Here is a 17,943-nt window from a genome sequence, read left to right on the forward strand (position 1 = left end):
GCGCCGTCCTCGGCAAGCCCATCGCCCATTCGCTCTCGCCGGTGCTCCACGAGGCGGCCTACCGCGCGCTCGGACTGGACGGCTGGAGCTACGGGCGCATCGAGATGGACGAGGACGGCCTCGCCGGCTTCCTCGACTCGCTCGACGCCGGCTGGGCCGGGCTGAGCCTGACGATGCCGCTCAAACGCACGATCCAGCCCTATGGGACGCCGTCGAACCTGTGGGCGCGCGAGCTCGGCGTCGCGAACACGGCCGTATTCGCCGACGGCGCGACGCGCCTGTACAACACCGACGTCTACGGCATCGCCCGCGCCTTCGCGCATGCGGCGCAGGCGCAGGGCGTCCAGCCGGAGGCGAACCAGTCGGCGGTCATCCTCGGCAACGGCAACACCGCAACTTCCGCCCTCGCCGCATACGTCATGATGGGCGGCGTGACGCACGTGACCGTCGCCGCGCGCCACCCGCAGCGCACCCCCGGACTCGCCGAGATCGGCGCCCGGCACGGAGTCGACGTGACGACGGCCGCGCTTGACGACGCGCATGTCCCGGCGCTGCTCGCCGACGCCGACCTCGTCGTCAACACGATCCCGGCGCACGGCGCCGACGCCGTCGCGAACCGACTCGACGAGGCCGGCGTCTCCGTGCGCGGTATGCTGCTCGACGTCGTCTACGACCCGCGCCCGACCGAGCTTATGGAGATCTGGGAGCGTCTGGGCGGCGTCGCGCTGGGCGGGGAGGAGATGCTACTGTATCAAGCGGTGGCCCAGGTGCTGCTCATGACCGGACTCGCCGCAGACGATGACTTCGACGCCGTCGACGGGCGGTCCATGCACGGGCCGCTCGAGCAGGCCATGAGAGAGGCATTGGAGGAGGCGCTGTGAGCCAGGGCAACGAGACGACGACGCACGCGGACGGACCGAAGGGGCACATCGGCGGGCCGGCCGAGGGATTCGAGGTCATGCTCATCACCGGCATGTCCGGGGCCGGCAGGTCGCATGCCGCGCACAGCATCGAGGACATGGGCTGGTACGTCGTCGACAACATGCCCCCGCAGCTCATGGTGCCGATGGTCGACATGATGACCGCGTCCAAAAGCGGCGTGCACAAGCTCGCGGCCGTCATCGACGTGCGTTCCCGCGACTACTTCACCGACCTGTCCGCGATGCTCAGCCACCTCGACGACCTCGGCGTCAAGACGCGCATCCTGTTCCTCGACGCCGACGACGAGGTGCTCATCAAGCGCTTCGAGGCGGTGCGCCGGCCGCATCCGCTGCAACGCAGCGGACGGCTCATCGACGGCATCCGCGAGGAGCGCGAGATGCTCGAGAACCTCGAGGAGCGCGCCGACATCGTCATCGACACCTCGCATCTGAGCATCCACCAGCTGTCGACGAAGCTGTACAACGCGCTGATGGGTTCGGGTCCGACGACCGTCTCGGTGCACATCTTCAGCTTCGGCTTCAAATACGGCATCCCGATCGACGCCGACTTCGTCGCCGACGTGCGGTTCCTGCCGAACCCGTACTGGGTGCCGCAGCTGCGCGGGCTCAACGGCCGCGACGAGCCGGTGAGCGACTACGTGCTGCGCAGCGACGGCGCGACCGAGTTCCTCGACGCCTACGAGAGGGCGATCGAGATCGCCGTCAACGGCTACGCGCAGGAGGACAAGCACTACGTGACGATCGCCATCGGCTGCACCGGCGGCCAGCACCGCTCCGTCGCGATGAGCGAGGCCCTGGCGGAACGTCTGCGCGCCCACGGGCTCAACGTGAGCGTGTCCGCGCGCGAGCTCGACCGGCGCCAGTCCTGATCCGTCCCGGCCCACGCGACACGCGAAGAAACAAGCACAATTCCAACGGTTTGTCAAATGCGGGTCCACATCCGTCGTTGTCCAAGACCTTCGGTATCACGGAATGTCGGTGGTCACTTGCGACACGCCGTATCGATCACGATAAACACAACAGGAGGATCCTTTGGCTCTTCTCGATGAAGTCAAACGTGAGCTGTCCGAAATCGACGGGGAGATGGTCCTGGCGCAGAAGGCGCAGGTGACCTCGATGCTCCGTTTCGGAGGCGGCCTTCGCAAAAGCGATCGAAACATCATCGTCCAGGCGCAGTTCGACTCTCTCGACGCGGCCCAGTGGCTCCAGCGTGCGATCAAGAACCTGTACGGCCACGACGCGATGCTGACCGCGGTCGAACGCCAGACGCCGACCGGTCCGGTGCGCCGCTACATGGTCATCGTCGAGCGCGGCGGCGTCGCCCTCGCGCTGCAGACCGGCCTGCTCGACCGGCGCAAGCACCAGGCCGTCGCCGGATTGCCCCAGGAGCTCATGGCCGGCAACATCGCCCAGATCAAGGCGATCTGGCGGGGCGCGTTCCTCGCGCACGGCGGCCTGTCCGATCCCGGCAAGGCCAGCTATCTCGAGATCATCTGCCCGACCGACGAGACCGCGCTGGCGCTCACGAGCGCCGCACGCCGCCTCGGTGTCAGCGCCAAGCCCCGCCAGCTGCGCAGCTCGCGCCGCGTGACACTCAAGGACCCCGACGCGATCGAACGCATGCTCAACCTGATGGGGGCCCCGCGCTCGGCGCGCGAGTGGACGGGCAAGCGATCCGACGGCGAAGCGCGCGGCAAGGCGAACCGTCTGGCCAACTTCGACGACGCGAACATGCGCCGCAGCGCGAAGGCGGCGGCCGAGGCGTGCGAGAAGGTGCGCCGCGCCTTCGAGATCCTCGGCGACGACGTGCCGGAGAACCTGCGCGCCGCCGGGCAGCTGCGCCTCGACCACGACGACGCGAGCCTCGAGGAGCTCGGGCGCCTCGCAGAGCCGCCGATCACGAAGGACGCCGTCGCCGGACGCATCCGACGCCTGCTGCAGCTGGCGGACAAGGTCGCCAAGGCGTCCCAGGACGCCGACGCCGAGGCGTGAGCCTCGCCCCGGGCCGACGACGGCCCGGAAACATCTGTGGACAGGCGGGGCCGACGCTCTCGGCGGAAGGACGCGCCTGTTCGTTTGTGGCTGTATGATGCGTAACTGGCGGATCATGCAGCCGTTCCCCGCCAACACCGGCGGCGAGAAAGGAAAATCCATATGAAGACACTCAAGGATCTTGGAGATCTCAAGGGCAAGCGCGTCCTCGTCCGCGCCGATTTCAATGTGCCGCTCGATGGCACGACCATCACCGACGACGGTCGCATCAAGGCCGCCCTCCCCACGATCGAACAGCTGCGCAAGGACGGCGCGAAGGTCATCCTCATGGCGCATCTGGGCCGCCCGAAGGGCAAGGTCGTCCCGGAGCTCTCCCTGGCGCCGGTCGCCGAACGCCTCAGCGAGCTGCTCGGCGTCCCGGTCGTCCTAGCGAAGGACACCTACGGCCCGGACGCGCAGGAGAAGGTCGCCGCGATGAAGGACGGCGACGTCGTGCTGCTCGAGAACGTCCGCTTCAACCCGGAGGAGACGAGCAAGGACGAGGCCGAACGCGCCGCGTACGCGAAGAAGATCGCCGCCCTCGGCGACGTCTTCGTCTCCGACGGCTTCGGCGTCGTGCACCGCGCGCAGGGCTCCAACTACGACGTGGCTGCCGATCTGCCGGCCGCCGCCGGCCTGCTCGTCGAGAAGGAAGTCAAGGCGCTGTCCAAGGCGACCGAGGACCCGGAGCGTCCGTTCACCGTCGTGCTCGGCGGCTCGAAGGTCTCCGACAAGCTCGGCGTCATCGAGAACCTCCTCGACAAGGCCGACCGCCTCGTCATCGGCGGCGGCATGGTGTTCACGTTCCTCAAGGCCAAGGGCTACGAGGTCGGCACGTCGCTGCTCGAGGAGGACCAGATCGAGAAGGTCAAGGGCTACATCGAGACGGCCGAGAAGAACGGCGTCGAACTCGTCCTGCCGGTCGACATCGTCGTCAACAAGGGCTTCCCGGCCGGTGACACCCCGATCGACCCGAAGGTCGTCCCGGCCGACCAGATCCCGTCCGACATGATGGGTCTCGACATCGGCCCCGAATCCTGCAAGCTCTTCCATGACAAGATCGTCGATTCGAAGACGGTCGTATGGAACGGTCCGATGGGCGTGTTCGAAATCCCGCAGTTCGCCAACGGCACCCGCGCGGTCGCCCAGGCGCTCGTCGACGCGACGGCGAACGGCGCGTTCACGATCGTCGGCGGCGGCGACTCCGCGGCAGCGGTGCGCAACCTCGGTTTCCCGGAGGACGGCTTCTCGCACATCTCGACCGGCGGCGGCGCCTCCCTCGAATTCCTCGAAGGCAAGGAGCTTCCGGGACTCACGGTCCTCGATTGACGGTACATGCCGCGGTTCGTGCCGCGGCGCCCGTACCGCGACGACAAGGCGCGCACCGTCCGGCACACGGCGGTGCGCGCCGCGCGTTCCATCCGCAGACCCACGTCCTAGGGAATCCATATGGCATCAGCACGCATTCCGATGGTGGCCGGCAACTGGAAGATGAACTTCGATCATCTCGAGGCGACCGCCTTCGTCCAGCAATTCGCGAAGAACCTCAAATCCGGCCGTTTCGACTTCTCGAAATGCGAGGTGGCGTTGTTTCCGGCCTTCACGGCGCTGCGCAGCGTCCAGGTGCTCGTCGACGCGGACAACCTCAGGATCCGCTACGGGGCGCAGACCGTCTCCGTCACATCCCAGGGCGCCTTCACCGGCGACGTCTCCGCGGACATGCTCGCCCGCCTCGGCTGCAGCTACGTCATCGTCGGCCATTCCGAACGCCGAAAATACCATCCCGAGGACGACGCGAACATCGTCGATCAGGTGCGCGCCGTCCTGGCCGCCGGCATGCAGCCGATCCTGTGCGTCGGCGAAAGCCTCGAGGAGCGCCGCAAGGGCATCGAGCTCGACTTCGCAGTCGGACAGGTGCATGACGTGACGCGCGATCTTTCCGACGAGGAGGCCGAGCGGCTCATCATCGCCTACGAACCGGTGTGGGCGATCGGCACCGGCATGGTCGCCACGCCGCAGTCCGCGCAGGACGCCGCCGAGGCGTTCCGCGCGCATCTGGCGCGCACCTTCAACGACCACGTCGCGCAGACGGTGCGCGTGCTGTACGGGGGATCGGTCACGTCGCGCAACGCCGTCGAGCTCATCAGCGAACCCGACGTCGACGGATTCCTCATCGGCGGCGCCGCGCTGCACGTCGATGAGCTGACGAGGATCTGCATGCTCACGCTGAGGACCACATCTTCACAAGGTCTTTGAGATTGCGCGTCGTTTTGTTCTCGGCCTTGCGCTAAGGTGGTACCAGCAATTGATAGTTTTGGAGGTTCACCAGTGTCCGGTATCGCAGTTGTCAAGCTGATCCTGCAGATTGTGCTCGTCGTGCTCAGCCTGCTGCTCACCCTGCTCATCCTTATGCACAAGGGCAAGGGCGGCGGCCTGTCTGACATGTTCGGCGGCGGCCTGACGCAGAACGCCGGTTCCTCGGGCGTCGCGGAGAAGAACCTGAACCGTTGGACGGTCATCATCGCGCTCATCTGGGCCGCGATCATCGTCGCGCTCGGGCTCATCGCGAAGTTCGTCCCCGCGGTCTGACCCTCCGTGGCGACCATCAGCTTCGATCCCATGGCCATGACGGCCATGGGATTCTTTGTATGCGCCGGCCCCGGCGGGATCCGACCTTGACCGACGACACGATACGACCAATACGATAGGGGAGGGGAGATGCCCACCACGTCATCCATCATCGTCGATCTCGACGGCACATTGCTGCACGACGCGCCGCGTTTCGAGGAACGCGACTTCAGCATGCGCACGCAGCGCGCCGTCGACCGCCTGCATGACGCCGGCATCCCGGTGGCCGTCGCCACGGCGCGTCCGGTGAGCACCGGGCTCGGCATCGTCCGAAGGCTGCGCGCCGACGCGTGCATCTACCTCAACGGCGCGCTCATCGACTTCGATCCGTCACATTCCGACATGGCGTCGCTCACGGGGCGCCGGGCCGCCGAGACGGGCGCCCTGCTCAAGGTCGGCTTCCCCTCGAGCCGTGCCTGCGACGTGTGTCGCGCGATCCTGAGCGTCATGCCGGATCTGCAAATCGGCATCGTCATGGACGACGTGCGTTACACGAACTTCGACGTGACGCAGTACTGGACGTCGCAGACATGGACCTACACCGATTTCCGCGACGTACCCGACGGCGTCGCCGACAAGATCATCGCCTTCCCCCGCGCCGACCAGACCGGACTGCTCGCCACGCTCATCCCCGACGACTTCGATGTACACGTCTCCGAGGGAAGGCTTTGGATGCTGATGGCACCGGAGGCGAACAAGGAGCAGGCGATGCGCACGTTGTACGAACGCTGGGGGATCGACCCGTCATCGGCCGTGTCCTTCGGAGACGACATCGTCGACATCGCGATGATGGAGCAGTCCGGCACCGGCGTTGCCGTCGCGAACGCGAATCCCCGAGTCCTCGCGATCAGCGACGAGGTATGCGCATCGAACAATGACGACGGTGTCGCCCAATGGATTGAACACAACATGCTGTAATTGAACACTTGATAATAGTCATTGAACAAAAAGCATAATGTTTGAACAATGATGAGATCATGTTGAACATCATGTACATTGGAGGATGATCACGGACCGCAGACGGTCAAGTTCATCATCCGGATTCCGTTGTTCAACGTTCAGCGTGTCATGTTCAACGTATGCTAGACTGTCGTTCAGTTTGCATTGCACATCTCGCGACGGGAGCTTTGATGACGGATCGATTCACGCAGCGCCTCAATCAGGCGATGGATCTGCGCAACATACGGCAGAGCGACTTCGTGAAGGCGGCCGAGGAGCATGGCGTCAAACTCGGCCGCAGCCACGTCAGCCAATACGTCAACGGCAAGACGCGGCCCCGTCCGGAGATAGAGCGTTTCCTCGCCGCTGTGCTCGGCGTCGACGCGCGCTGGCTCGCGGGGGAGCAGGTCGCCTTCGACGAGCATCCGGCCACCTTCAACGATGTTGAACAAACAACAAACGTTGAACATCGTCATGTCATTGAACAGCATGCCGACGGTAACGTTCAAGAAGATATTGAACAGCACAATATCGTTGAACTTATGGATTTTGAACACAGGGATTCAATTGAACATGAAGATGTTGAACATGAATATGGCATTGAACCGAAGGACGTCGCTGCACACGATGTCCAGCCGTCATCTTTGAACATCAGCGAACCGACCCACGCATCGGCACCGCATCGATCCGGACAGGAGCACATCATGGAACCGCAATTCGACGACGACGTTCAGGACCCCTCGTTCATCGACGTGCCCTCGAGCGTGACGCCCGAGGAGCCCAAGGTGCGCGGCAGACGCACCTTCGCGAAGTCGCATAAGCTCGACAACGTCCTCTACGACGTGCGCGGCCCGGTCGTCAACGAGGCCGCGCGCATGGAGGCCGCCGGCATGCACGTCATGAAGCTCAACATCGGCAATCCGGCGCCCTTCGGCTTCCGCACGCCGGACGAGGTCGTCTACGACATGGCCCAGCAGCTCACCGACACCGAGGGCTACTCGGCGTCCAAGGGCCTGTTCTCGGCGCGCAAGGCGATCATGCAGTACGCGCAGCTCAAGAACCTGCCGAATGTCGGCGTCGAGGACATCTACACCGGCAACGGCGTCAGCGAGCTCATCAACCTGAGCATGAGCGCGCTGCTCGACAACGGCGACGAGGTGCTGCTGCCGGCGCCGGACTATCCGCTGTGGACGGCATGCGTCACATTGGCCGGCGGCAAGCCGGTGCACTACATCTGCGACGAGCAGTCCGAATGGTATCCGGACATCGACGACATGCGCGCCAAGATCACCGACCGCACGAAGTCGATCGTCATCATCAACCCGAACAACCCGACCGGCGCGCTCTACCCGAGGGAGGTGCTCGAGCAGATCGTCGACCTGGCGCGCGAACACCAGCTGATGATCTTCTCCGACGAGATCTACGACCGGCTCGTCATGGACGGCCTCGAGCACACGTCGATCGCGTCGCTCGCCCCGGACCTGTTCTGCGTCACCTACAGCGGCCTGTCGAAGTCGCATATGATCGCCGGCTACCGCATCGGCTGGATGATCCTGTCGGGCAACAAGGCGATCGCGAAGGACTACATCGAGGGTCTCGACATGCTCACGAACATGCGCATCTGCTCGAACGTGCCCGCGCAGTCGATCGTGCAGACCGCGCTCGGCGGCCACCAGAGCGTCAACGACTACCTCGTGCCCGGCGGACGCATCTACGAGCAGCGCGAATACATCTACGACGCGCTCAACTCGATCGACGGCATCACCGCCGTCAAACCGAAGGCCGCGTTCTACATCTTCCCGAGGATCGACGTGCGCAGGTTCAACATCCACGACGACGAGCAGTTCGCGCTCGACCTGCTGCACGACGAGAAGCTGCTCATCGTGCAGGGCACCGGCTTCAACTGGAAGGACCCCGACCACTTCCGCGTCGTCTACCTGCCGCGCGTCGAGGTGCTCAAAGGCGCCGTCGACAAGATGACGCGGTTCTTCTCCCACTACCGCCAGTGACCGGCGGCGCGGGGAAACGGGACACGGCACGAACGGCAACACCAAGGAAAGAAGGAAGGCGCCATATGGGCGATATGAACAGGAACGTCGACGCGCGCATGCATGACGCGGGCGTCGACGCGAACGACCTGTCGATCCTCGAACTGCTCGAGAACGACGCGCGGCTCGGCGCGCGCGACCTCGCGGACATCCTCGGCGGCGACGAGGAGAGCGTCGCCTCGAGCGTGCGGCGCATGGAGGACGAGAGGATCATCTGCGGCTACCACACGGTGATCAACTACAACAAGGTGCTGCGCGACGAACGCATCATGGCGTTCATCGAGGTGGACGTCACGCCGATGAAGGACCGCGGATACGACCATACGGCCGCGCTGCTCGCGAAATACCCCGAGATCGATTCGCTGTACCTGATCACCGGCGACAACGACTTCGTCTGCCTCGTGCAGGGCAGGACGATGTTCGAGGTATGCCAGTTCGTCGCCGACCGCATCGCCGTCATGGAGAACGTGCGCGGCACGAAGACGCTGTTCGTGCTCAAGCAGTACAAGCAGTCGGGCGTGCTCACCGGCGCCGCCCGCGCGTCCGGCGGCGAGGGGCGATTGGTGGTGAGCTACTGATGAAACCGATCAACCGCGCCATCGAGGCGCTCAAACCCAGCGGCATCCGCAAGTACTTCGATCTGGCGAACTCGATGGAGGGAGTCATCTCGCTCGGCGTCGGCGAACCGGACTTCGACACCCCCTGGCATATCAGCGCGAGCGCCGTCGAATCCTTCGAGGAGGGACGCACCCACTACACGGCGAACCGTGGCCTGATCGCGCTGCGCCGGCAGATCGCGAACTACTACCGCAACCGCTACGGAATCGACTACGATCCCGAATCGCAGATCCTCGTGACGGTCGGCGGTTCGGAGGCCGTCGATCTATGCTGCCGTACATTGATCGAGCCGGGTGACGAGGTCATCGTGCTCGACCCGAACTACGTGGCCTACGAACCCGCGATCACGATGGCCGGCGGTGTGCCCGTGCGCATCGAGTTGACGCAGGCGCACGACTTCAAACTGCTGCCCGAGGACCTCGAGGCTGCGATCTGCGAGAAGACGAAGGCGATCATCCTCAACTTCCCGTCGAACCCGACCGGAGGCGTGATGGACCGCGACGACTACGCGCGCATCGTGCCGATCATCAGGGAATCCGGCATCTACGTCATCTCCGATGAGATCTATTCCGAACTGCTGTTCGAAGGGGAGTTCTGCTCGCCGGCGAACTTCGAGGAGATCCGCGACCAGGTGCTCGTGATCAACGGGTTCTCGAAGGCCTTCGCGATGACCGGATGGCGGCTCGGCTACCTGCTGAGCAACCCGGCGCTGAGCGCACAGCTGACGAAGGTGCACCAGTTCGTCATCATGTCGGCGCCGACGGCGGCGCAGTACGCGGCAATCGAGGCACTCGAGCACGGCATGCCGGACATCGCGGCGATGCGCCGGGAATACGAGGCGCGCCGCAACCTCATCTGCGCCAGACTCAACCGGATGGGACTGACGACGAACGTCCCGAAAGGCACGTTCTACGTCTTCGCGAACATCACGTCGTCGGGCCTGAGCTCCGACGAGTTCTGCGTGCGGCTGCTCGAGGAGCAGAGGGTCGCCGTCGTCCCCGGCACCGCGTTCGGCGAATCCGGCGAGGGCTTCGTGCGCATCTCCTACGCGACGAGCATGGAGCACATCAAGGAGGCCTGTTCGAGGATCGGCTTGTTCCTCGAATCGCTGCGCGACATGTGAATCCATGTCCGGTCTATGCTGGTCGTATGTCGAACATTCCCAGCACCAAGCCGCCACGGCTGCCGCGGCTTCCCGAGGCCGCGCGCGCCGCGTACGTCGAAGCCGGCATCGCCGCCATGCTCCCCGAAGAGGATCTGGACGGGCTGCGCATCGTCGGGCAGCGCGCCGACGTCGTCGATATGACGGCGTCCGCCGTGCTCGACTGCGTCTTCGAACGGCTGGCCGTCGACGCGCTCGTCGCTGCGCGCGCGCATGTCAGCCACACGGTGGCGGACGGCTGTCGCGCCGCGTCATGTGACGTTCGTGCTGCCGGCGTGGAGGCGAGCCTCATCGACGACTGCGCGTTCGGCGCCGTGCAGGCGAACGCGGCGAAGATCGTCGGCGTGGAGGTCCGTGGATGCCGCATCGACTATCTCAACTGCCGCGACGCCATCTGCCGCGATCTCGTGTTCAGGGATTGCATGATAGGGGAGTTCGACGGCAACGGCGCCAGATTGTCCCGAGTCATGTTCGTCGACACGCGGGTGGATGCGATCTCGCTGCAGCACGCCGTCTGCTCCGACGTCGACCTGCGCGGCGCGCGGCTGCGCGAGATCCGCGGCGTCGATTCGCTCAAGGGCACGACGATGACCGTCGGGCAGATCGCCGACCTCGCGGAGGTGTTCGCCCGCAGCATCGGCATCCGCACCGGCTGATCTGCATGCGTCCTTCGACTGCGCGCATATGAAAGGGCCCCGGCATGATGCCGGGGCCCTGCGTTCGTCCCCGACCGGTCAGGTCAGGGACGGATCATGATCCAAGAGTCGCGAATCAGCCATTGACGCGGTCGATGCCGGACTGGACGTCGGTGAGGACCGAATCCCAGGACTTGATGAAGGCGGCGACGCCATCGGCCTCGAGCTTGTCGGTGACATCCTTGAAGTTGATGCCGACTTCGGCGAGGTCGTTCATGATGTCGTGGGCTTCATCGTAGTTGCCCGGAATGATTCCCAGCGTGGCCTGGCCGTGGTCGGCGACGGCGAGCAGGGTCTTCTCCGGCATCGTGTTGACGACGTCCTTGGCGACGAGCTCGTCGACGTACTTGACGTCGGAGTAGGCGGCGTTCTTCGTGCCGGTGGAGGCCCACAGCGGACGCTGCTTCTTGGCGCCCTTGGCTTCGAGGGCGGCCCAGCGCGAATCCTCGGCGAACTTCTTCTCGAAGAGCTCATAGGCAAGGCGGGCGTTGGCCACGGCGGCCTTGCCCAGCAGGCCCTTGGCCTCGAGCGAGCCGATCTCCTCGAGCTGCTTGTCGACCGCGGTGTCCACGCGGGAGACGAAGAAGGAGGCGACGGAAGCCATCTTGGACAGATCCTTGCCGTTGGCGTCGGCCTGGACCATGCCCTCGATGAAGGCGTCGATGACCTGCTCGTAGCGCTCGAGCGAGAAGATCAGCGTGACGTTGACGGAGATGCCCTTGGCGAGCGTCGCGGTGATCGCCGGCAGGCCCTCGAGGGTCGCCGGGATCTTGATCATCGCGTTCGGGCGATCGACCTTGGCCCACAGTTCCTCGGCCTGCTTCTCGGTCTCGGCGGTCTCATGCGCCAGACGCGGGTCGACCTCGATCGAAACGCGGCCGTTGACGTAGTCGGAGGCCTCGGCGACCGGCTTGAAGATGTCGCAGGCGTTGCGCACGTCGGTCGTCGTGAGCTCGCGGATCGCGGTCTCGACGTCGACCTTGCCGAGCTCCTTGAGCTGGGCGTCGTACGGGCCGACCTGGCTCAGGGCCTTCTGGAAGATCGACGGGTTGGTCGTGACGCCGACCACGTTGTCGTTCTTGATGAGCTCCTCGAGGTTGCCCGATTCGATGCGGGTGCGGGACAGGTCGTCCAGCCAGATCGAAACGCCGGCGTCGGAAATTGCCTGAGTAGATGCAGTCATATTGCTTCTCCTGTTTGTTGTTGGGGAAAAATCTTTTCGCCTATTGCAGTATAGGCGCAAGGGGAGGGGACGCCTTGCGACATCCCCTCATGGGTGAATCAGCGGGCCTCTTCGATCGACGCCTTCGCGGCCTCGACGACGTGCTCGGCGGTGATGCCCAGATCGATCATGTTCTGGGCGCCGTCACCCTGCAGACCGAACTGGTCGATGGCGATGGCCTTGCCGTAGCTGCCCAGGTACTTGTACCAGGACATCGCGGAGCCGGCTTCGACCGAGACGCGGGCCTTGACGCTCTTCGGGAGGATCTCCTCCTTGTACTCGTCGTCCTGCTCCTCGAACCATTCCATCGAGACCATCGAGACGACGCGGGCCTTGATGCCTTCGGCGGCCAGCTTCTTGGCGCCTTCGAGCGCCCACTGGACCTCGGAGCCCGAAGCCATGATGATGACGTCCGGCTCGCCTTCCTCGCCGTAGAGCACGTAGGCGCCCTTGCGCACGCCGTCCTTGGCCTTCTCGGCGGTCTCGACGAGCGTCGGGACGCCCTGGCGGGTCAGGACCATCGCGGTCGGCAGCGTGTTCTTCTTCTCGAAGAAGTAGCGGTAGGCTTCGGCGGTCTCCCACTCATCGGCCGGACGAACGACCTCGAGCTGCGGGATGTCGCGGAAGGAGCTCAGGTGCTCGATCGGCTGATGGGTCGGACCGTCCTCGCCGAGGGCGACGGAGTCGTGGCTCCAGATGTACAGGTTCGGGATCTCCATGAGCGCGGACAGGCGGACCGCGGCGCGCATGTAGTCGGCGAACTGGAAGAAGGTGCCGGAGAACGGACGGGTGTCCGAGCCGAGCAGGATGCCGTTGGTGATGCATCCCATCGCGAACTCGCGCACGCCGAAGTGCAGCTGGCGGCCGTACGGCGAGCAGTTCGGCCACTGGGTCGTGGCGTCCTCGGCCGGGGCGAAGGACGCGGCGCCCTTGATGTTCGTGTTGTTGGAGCCGCCCAGATCGGCGGAGCCGCCCCACAGTTCCGGCATGATCGGAGCGATCGCGTTGATGACGGCGCCGGAGGCCTTGCGGGTGGCGACCTTGGAGCCGGCCTCGAAGCCCGCCTCGAGGTCGTCGATGGCCTTGTCGAACTCGGCCGGCAGTTCGCCGTTCTTGATGCGTTCGTACAGCGCGGCCTTGTCCGGGTTGGCAGCGGCCCACTTATCGAAGGCCTCGTCCCATTCCTTGTGCGCCTCGAGGCCGCGTTCGGCGACCTTGCGGGCGTGGGCGAGCGCCTCCTCGTCGACCTCGAAGGTCTTCTCCGGGTCGAGGCCCAGCGCCTTCTTGAGGCCGGCGACGGCCTCGTCGCCGAGGGCGGAGCCGTGCGACGACGGATCGTTCGTCTTGCCCGGGGTCGGCCATGCGATGAGCGTGTCGACCTTGATGAAGTGCGGGCGGTCGGTGACCTGCTCGGCCTTCTCGAGGACCTTGGTCAGGCCTTCGATGTCCTCCTTGTAGGAGCCGTCGGGCTGGATGAAGCTGATCTCGTCGGTGTACCAGCCATAGGCCTTGTAACGACCGATGACGTCCTCGTCGAGCGCGATCTTCGTCTCGCCCTCGATCTGGATGTGGTTCGCGTCGAAGATCACGAAGAGGTTGCCGAGCTTCTCGTTGCCCGCGAGCGAGGAGGCCTCGCCGGAGACGCCTTCCTCGATGTCGCCTTCGCCGCAGATGACCCACACCTTGTGGTCGAACGGCGAGGTGCCCTCCGGAGCGTCCGGGTCGAGCAGGCCGCGCTCGTAGCGCTGGCCGTACGCGAAGCCGACGGCCGAGGCGACGCCCTGGCCGAGCGGGCCGGTCGTCATCTCGATGCCCGGGGTCAGGCCGTACTCCGGATGGCCCGGGGTGCGCGTGTCCGCACCGCCGCGGAAGTACTTGAGGTCATCCAGCGTCAGGCCGTAGCCGGAGAAGTACAGCTGAACGTACTGGGTGAGCGACGCATGGCCGCCCGAGAGGATGAAGCGGTCGCGGCCGGCCCAGTTCGGGTCGTTCGGGTCTTGCTTGATGAAGCGCTGATAGAGCGTGTAGGCGATCGGGGCCAGCGAAATCGGGGAGCCGGGATGGCCGTGACCCGCCTTCTGCACCGCATCGGCGGAGAGGGCCTTCGCCATCTTGATGGCGCGCTCGTCCAGTTCAGACCAGATGTTATCGGTCATAGGTGATCTACTTTCCTTCCAATACTTCGGGCGCGCGGGGGTCCGGCATTGTGCCGTTCTTCGCCCGTCCTTCACATTGCCCTTACATAGTAGCCGCCGTAACCGACTTAAACGGCGGCGTTTGGCGTGTTCGGATGCGCGCCGGCCGCGGCGCCGGCCGGCAACGGCCGGCGCCGCGGCGCCATGCGCCGTTCGCCGGCAGCGGCAAACTAGCACTCGATGACCAAGAGTGCTCATACAATGGAAGTCGACCGGCCGCGCGCCTCACCCGCGCGCCCGTCCGCTTCGAACAGTTCAGGAGGCTTGAGCGACCATGACCCAGACACGTCGCATGCAGGTGCTGCACGCCGTCGTCGAGGACTACATCCGCACCCAGGAGCCGGTCGGCTCGGCGGCGCTCATCGCGCGCCACCACCTTCAGGTGAGCTCGGCCACGATCCGCAAGGACATGGCCGCACTCGAGGAGGAGGGCTACCTCGTCCAGCCGCACACCTCGGCCGGCCGCGTGCCCACCGAGCGCGGCTACCGCTATTTCGTGGACACGCTCGCCACCGTCGTGCCGTTGAGCGAATCGCAGCGGCGCGCCATCCACACCTTCCTGGACGATTCAGTGAACCTGCAGGACACGCTGCAGCGCGCCGCCCATCTGCTGTCCGAGCTCACCGGTCAGGTGGCCGTCGTCGCCTCACCGTCGCTGGGCAAGTCGCGGCTGTGGCACCTCGAGCTCGTGCCGGTGTCGGCCTCGTCGATCCTGGCCGTCGTCGTCACCGACACCGGCCGCGTCGCGCAGCATGTGCTGTCGGTGGGGCAGCTGCCGGCGCGCGGCCATCTGCAGTCGCTGTGCGACGCCGTCAACGAGCGTTGCGGCTCGCTGACGCTGCGCACGGCCGCGTCTCGCATCCGCGCGTTGCGGCTCGGCGACGACATGGACGACGTGCGCGCGCTGCCCGGCCGCGTCGCGTCCGCGTTCGAATCGATGGCGGACGAGGAGCGCACCCACGAGCTGTTCATGTCGGGGGTCTCGGCCCTCGCCCGCCAACGCGCCACCGCGCAGGACCTCGCGCCGCTGTTCGACGCCCTCGAGGAGCGCGCGGTGCTCATGCATCTGATGACCGAGCTCAGCGAGGCGCCCGACGCGCGAGGCGTCGGCGTGGCCATCGGCTCCGAGACGAACACGCCGGGGCTCATCCACGCGGCAGTCGTCACGAGCGGCTACGGTGCGAGCGAGACGGACGGGGAGGCCGCCGACGCCGGCGGGGACGAGGACGGCGCGGCCGCGCCGATCGCCTTCGTCGGCTCGATCGGACCCACCCATATGAACTATGCCATCACGATGGCGTCGGTGCGCGCCGTCGCGCGGTACCTGACGACGTTCCTGGAGCACACCGGGACGACCGAGACCGGCATGGCCTCGTGACACCACACGTTGACCCATTGGAAGAAAAGGAACCCTGGCATTGGCTGACTACTACGAAACGCTTGGCGTGGAACGCACGGCTACCGAAGAGGAGATCAAGCGGGCGTACCGCAGGATGAGCCGCAAATACCACCCGGACATCGCCGGCCCCGAATACGAGGATAAGTTCAAGGAGGTCAACAGCGCCTACGAGGTGCTCTCCGACCCGGACAAGCGGCGCATGTACGACGCGGGCGTCGATCCGAACGACCCGGGCTCCGGCGCATACGGCGCGTCCGGCCCCTTCGACATGGGCGACATCTTCAGCCAGTTCTTCACCGGCGCCTTCGGCGGCGGCGGCGAAGGGCCCATCCCGCGCACGCAGCCGGGACGCAACACGATCGAGTCGATGGTGATCACGCTCAAGACCGCCGTTTTCGGCGGCACCCAGAAGCTCGAATACCACACGATGGGCGTCTGCGAGCACTGCGAGGGCACCGGGTCCGAGGACCGCAAGCCGCCGGTCACCTGCCCGCAGTGCCACGGCACCGGCCACGTCCAGAAGGTCGTGCGCACGCTGCTCGGACAGATGATGACCTCGGCGCCGTGCGACCGTTGCGAGGGGCACGGCACGATCATCGAGCATCCGTGCACGGTGTGCCACGGCCACGGACGCGTCCCCACGCGCCGCACCCTCGACGTGCCGGTGCCGGCGGGCGTCGCCGACGGCACGCGCGTGCGCATGGACGGTCAGGGCGAGGTCGGCGAATGCGGCGGACCGGCTGGCGACCTCTACATCGACTTCCGCGTGCGCCGCGACCGCCAGTACACGCGTGACGGCGACGACCTGCATTGCTGGATCAGCGTGCCGATGACCTGGGCCGTGCTCGGACATGAGACCACGCTCGAGACCTTCGACGGCGAGCGGTCGCTCGAGATCCCGGCCGGATGCCAGCCGGACCAGCAGATAGAGCTCAAGGGACTCGGCGTCACGCATCTGGGCGGCGACGGAGAGCGCGGCGACCTCATCGCGCACATCGAGGTGCAGATCCCGACGAAGCTCAACGACCGCGAGCGCAAGCTCATCGACGAATTCGGCCAGCTGCGCAAGGACGGCGACCGCTCCATCGACGCTCAGGGCTCGAAGCCCGTCGCGGCCCAGAAGAAGGGGTTCTTCAGCAAGATCAAGGACGCGTTCAGCTGAGCAGCGAACGGCACATCTGGCGGTATTCGCTCACGTAGCCGCCGCCGAAGAACACGCAGTGGCCGGCGATCGGGTAGAGCTGCCAGAGCGTCGTGCGTTCCTCGTATCCGGCTTTGAGCGGGTGCACGGACTGGTAGCCTTCGGTGATCTCGCCCAGGTAGGACATGCCGAACAGGTGGAGCATCGCGAGGTCCTCCTCGCGGTGTCCGCCATGGGCGGCCGGGTCGATGAGGACGGCCTCGACCTCGCCCTGGTCGTCGGTCCACATGACGTTGCCACTCCACAGGTCGCCGTGCACGCGGGCCGGACGGTCCGCCGCGGCGCGGCCGAGCAGTTCGGGCAGCGCGTCGATGACCTCGTTCGTCAGGTCCATGTCCATGTCGCGCAATGCGCCGCGTTCGATGCCGAGCTGCACCATCGGGCGCAGACGTCCCTCAGCGAGGTAGGTGGCCGGGTCGGTCCATGCGCCGGTGTCCATCGGCACCGGGTCCTGCAACGGCCCGAAGTAGCAGGTGCCGTCGTATCCGTCGGGGGCGGAGCCGAAGTACGCGGCGCCGGCGTCGTGCATATGCGCGAGGGCGGCGCCGAAGCGGCGCGCGGCCTGCGGCGTGCTGGGGCATGCCTGCACGCGTTCGATGTCGAGGTGGTCGTCGCCCCAGCCGTACACCTTGACGACGCGCGGGCCGCCATGCGGCGTCGCCTCGCCGAGCCATTCGAGCCCCTTGCCCTCGCATTCGAAGAAGCCCTTCGGCGCGTGCGCCCTGCTCTTCCTGTACTCCAAAGCCATCGTCGGCTCCTTTCGCCGTTGCCTGTCCGTGTCCGGATTGGGGCGCCGCGCCCCGTTTCCGCTGCCCATCCTAGGCCGTGCGCCGTATCGGCGGGACGGGTGGCGGTACAGTGAAC

The 17,943-nt window shown here is 65.9% G+C and carries 17 protein-coding genes; 13 read left to right on the top strand and 4 right to left on the bottom strand.

The window, feature by feature from the left end:
* The 7 genes from B1400_RS06440 to B1400_RS06470 all read left to right on the top strand — a co-directional run.
* Window positions 1–881, top strand: an 881-nt coding sequence (locus B1400_RS06440) for a shikimate dehydrogenase (RefSeq protein ID WP_106408297.1), incomplete at its 5' end; no start/stop codon positions are given.
* The gene (gene rapZ, locus B1400_RS06445) at window positions 878–1,810 is read left to right on the top strand and encodes an RNase adapter RapZ (protein WP_407641077.1); all 933 of its coding nucleotides are present in this window, start codon (window positions 878–880) and stop codon (window positions 1,808–1,810) included. The genes B1400_RS06440 and rapZ, both read left to right, overlap by 4 nt.
* Before the next feature lie 163 nt (window positions 1,811–1,973).
* Window positions 1,974–2,933 carry a DNA-binding protein WhiA gene (gene whiA, locus B1400_RS06450; RefSeq protein WP_095613603.1) on the top strand — a complete coding sequence of 320 codons (960 nt, stop codon included), beginning with the start codon at window positions 1,974–1,976 and terminating at the stop codon, window positions 2,931–2,933.
* Between the two features lie 162 nt (window positions 2,934–3,095).
* Window positions 3,096–4,301: a phosphoglycerate kinase gene (locus B1400_RS06455; protein WP_095613604.1), complete on the top strand. Its 1,206-nt coding sequence runs from the start codon at window positions 3,096–3,098 to the stop codon at window positions 4,299–4,301.
* Between the two features lie 120 nt (window positions 4,302–4,421).
* A complete protein-coding gene (gene tpiA / locus B1400_RS06460) occupies window positions 4,422–5,228 on the top strand; it encodes a triose-phosphate isomerase (RefSeq protein WP_095613605.1) in 807 nt (268 codons plus the stop codon).
* Between the two features lie 81 nt (window positions 5,229–5,309).
* A complete protein-coding gene (gene secG / locus B1400_RS06465; protein ID WP_095613712.1) occupies window positions 5,310–5,561 on the top strand; it encodes a preprotein translocase subunit SecG in 252 nt (83 codons plus the stop codon).
* Between the two features lie 129 nt (window positions 5,562–5,690).
* Complete coding sequence (locus B1400_RS06470; RefSeq protein WP_095613606.1) at window positions 5,691–6,518, top strand: HAD hydrolase family protein; 828 nt, start codon at window positions 5,691–5,693, stop codon at window positions 6,516–6,518.
* Between the two features lie 176 nt (window positions 6,519–6,694).
* On the opposite strand, the gene B1400_RS06475 is transcribed toward B1400_RS06470, so the two are convergent.
* Complete coding sequence (locus B1400_RS06475; protein ID WP_095613607.1) at window positions 6,695–7,096, bottom strand: hypothetical protein; 402 nt, start codon at window positions 7,094–7,096, stop codon at window positions 6,695–6,697.
* Window positions 7,097–7,243: 147 nt separating this feature from the next.
* On the opposite strand from B1400_RS06475, the gene B1400_RS06480 reads away from it, so the two are divergent.
* The 4 genes from B1400_RS06480 (at window position 7,244) to B1400_RS06495 (ending at window position 11,023) form a co-directional block, all read left to right on the top strand.
* Complete coding sequence (locus tag B1400_RS06480) at window positions 7,244–8,548, top strand: aminotransferase class I/II-fold pyridoxal phosphate-dependent enzyme (RefSeq protein WP_235607365.1); 1,305 nt, start codon at window positions 7,244–7,246, stop codon at window positions 8,546–8,548.
* A gap of 65 nt (window positions 8,549–8,613) precedes the next feature.
* Window positions 8,614–9,165: an Lrp/AsnC family transcriptional regulator gene (locus B1400_RS06485; protein WP_235607366.1), complete on the top strand. Its 552-nt coding sequence runs from the start codon at window positions 8,614–8,616 to the stop codon at window positions 9,163–9,165.
* Complete coding sequence (locus tag B1400_RS06490) at window positions 9,165–10,328, top strand: pyridoxal phosphate-dependent aminotransferase (RefSeq protein ID WP_095613608.1); 1,164 nt, start codon at window positions 9,165–9,167, stop codon at window positions 10,326–10,328. The genes B1400_RS06485 and B1400_RS06490 overlap by 1 nt, the downstream gene beginning before the upstream one ends.
* A gap of 26 nt (window positions 10,329–10,354) precedes the next feature.
* Window positions 10,355–11,023, top strand: coding sequence for a pentapeptide repeat-containing protein (locus B1400_RS06495; RefSeq protein WP_095613609.1), 669 nt, complete (start codon window positions 10,355–10,357; stop codon window positions 11,021–11,023).
* Between the two features lie 115 nt (window positions 11,024–11,138).
* Here B1400_RS06495 and tal read toward each other — a convergent pair whose 3' ends face one another.
* Window positions 11,139–12,245 (bottom strand): transaldolase, encoded by a 1,107-nt coding sequence (gene tal, locus B1400_RS06500; protein ID WP_095613610.1) that lies wholly within the window; start codon window positions 12,243–12,245, stop codon window positions 11,139–11,141.
* A gap of 98 nt (window positions 12,246–12,343) precedes the next feature.
* A complete protein-coding gene (gene tkt / locus B1400_RS06505) occupies window positions 12,344–14,440 on the bottom strand; it encodes a transketolase (RefSeq protein ID WP_095613611.1) in 2,097 nt (698 codons plus the stop codon).
* A 313-nt stretch (window positions 14,441–14,753) separates the two neighbouring features.
* Between tkt and hrcA the strand changes: the two genes are divergently transcribed.
* Both hrcA and dnaJ read left to right on the top strand, forming a co-directional pair.
* Entirely contained in the window at window positions 14,754–15,857 is a 1,104-nt protein-coding gene (hrcA, locus tag B1400_RS06510; protein ID WP_095613612.1) for a heat-inducible transcriptional repressor HrcA, read from the top strand.
* Window positions 15,858–15,897: 40 nt separating this feature from the next.
* Entirely contained in the window at window positions 15,898–17,040 is a 1,143-nt protein-coding gene (dnaJ, locus tag B1400_RS06515; RefSeq protein WP_095613613.1) for a molecular chaperone DnaJ, read from the top strand.
* On the opposite strand, the gene B1400_RS06520 is transcribed toward dnaJ, so the two are convergent.
* On the bottom strand, window positions 17,033–17,896 hold the full coding sequence (locus B1400_RS06520) for a fructosamine kinase family protein (RefSeq protein ID WP_095613614.1): 864 nt from the start codon (window positions 17,894–17,896) through the stop codon (window positions 17,033–17,035). The two genes, dnaJ and B1400_RS06520, sit on opposite strands and share 8 nt — an antisense overlap.
* Window positions 17,897–17,943: the final 47 nt, after the last annotated feature.

The organism is Bifidobacterium italicum (assembly GCF_002286915.1).
Taxonomy (GTDB): Bacteria; Actinomycetota; Actinomycetes; order Actinomycetales; family Bifidobacteriaceae; genus Bifidobacterium; species Bifidobacterium italicum.

Bases quoted from the DNA above. Each gene is read 5' to 3' on its own strand.
- B1400_RS06455 (WP_095613604.1), top strand. From the start codon at position 3,096: ATGAAGACACTCAAGGATCTTGGAGATCTCAAGGGCAAGCGCGTCCTC.
- tpiA (WP_095613605.1), top strand. From the start codon at position 4,422: ATGGCATCAGCACGCATTCCGATGGTGGCCGGCAACTGGAAGATGAAC.
- B1400_RS06470 (WP_095613606.1), top strand. From the start codon at position 5,691: ATGCCCACCACGTCATCCATCATCGTCGATCTCGACGGCACATTGCTG.
- B1400_RS06480 (WP_235607365.1), top strand. From the start codon at position 7,244: ATGGAACCGCAATTCGACGACGACGTTCAGGACCCCTCGTTCATCGAC.
- B1400_RS06485 (WP_235607366.1), top strand. From the start codon at position 8,614: ATGGGCGATATGAACAGGAACGTCGACGCGCGCATGCATGACGCGGGC.
- B1400_RS06490 (WP_095613608.1), top strand. From the start codon at position 9,165: ATGAAACCGATCAACCGCGCCATCGAGGCGCTCAAACCCAGCGGCATC.
- B1400_RS06495 (WP_095613609.1), top strand. From the start codon at position 10,355: ATGTCGAACATTCCCAGCACCAAGCCGCCACGGCTGCCGCGGCTTCCC.
- tal (WP_095613610.1), bottom strand. From the start codon at position 12,245: ATGACTGCATCTACTCAGGCAATTTCCGACGCCGGCGTTTCGATCTGG.
- tkt (WP_095613611.1), bottom strand. From the start codon at position 14,440: ATGACCGATAACATCTGGTCTGAACTGGACGAGCGCGCCATCAAGATG.
- hrcA (WP_095613612.1), top strand. From the start codon at position 14,754: ATGACCCAGACACGTCGCATGCAGGTGCTGCACGCCGTCGTCGAGGAC.
- B1400_RS06520 (WP_095613614.1), bottom strand. From the start codon at position 17,896: ATGGGCAGCGGAAACGGGGCGCGGCGCCCCAATCCGGACACGGACAGG.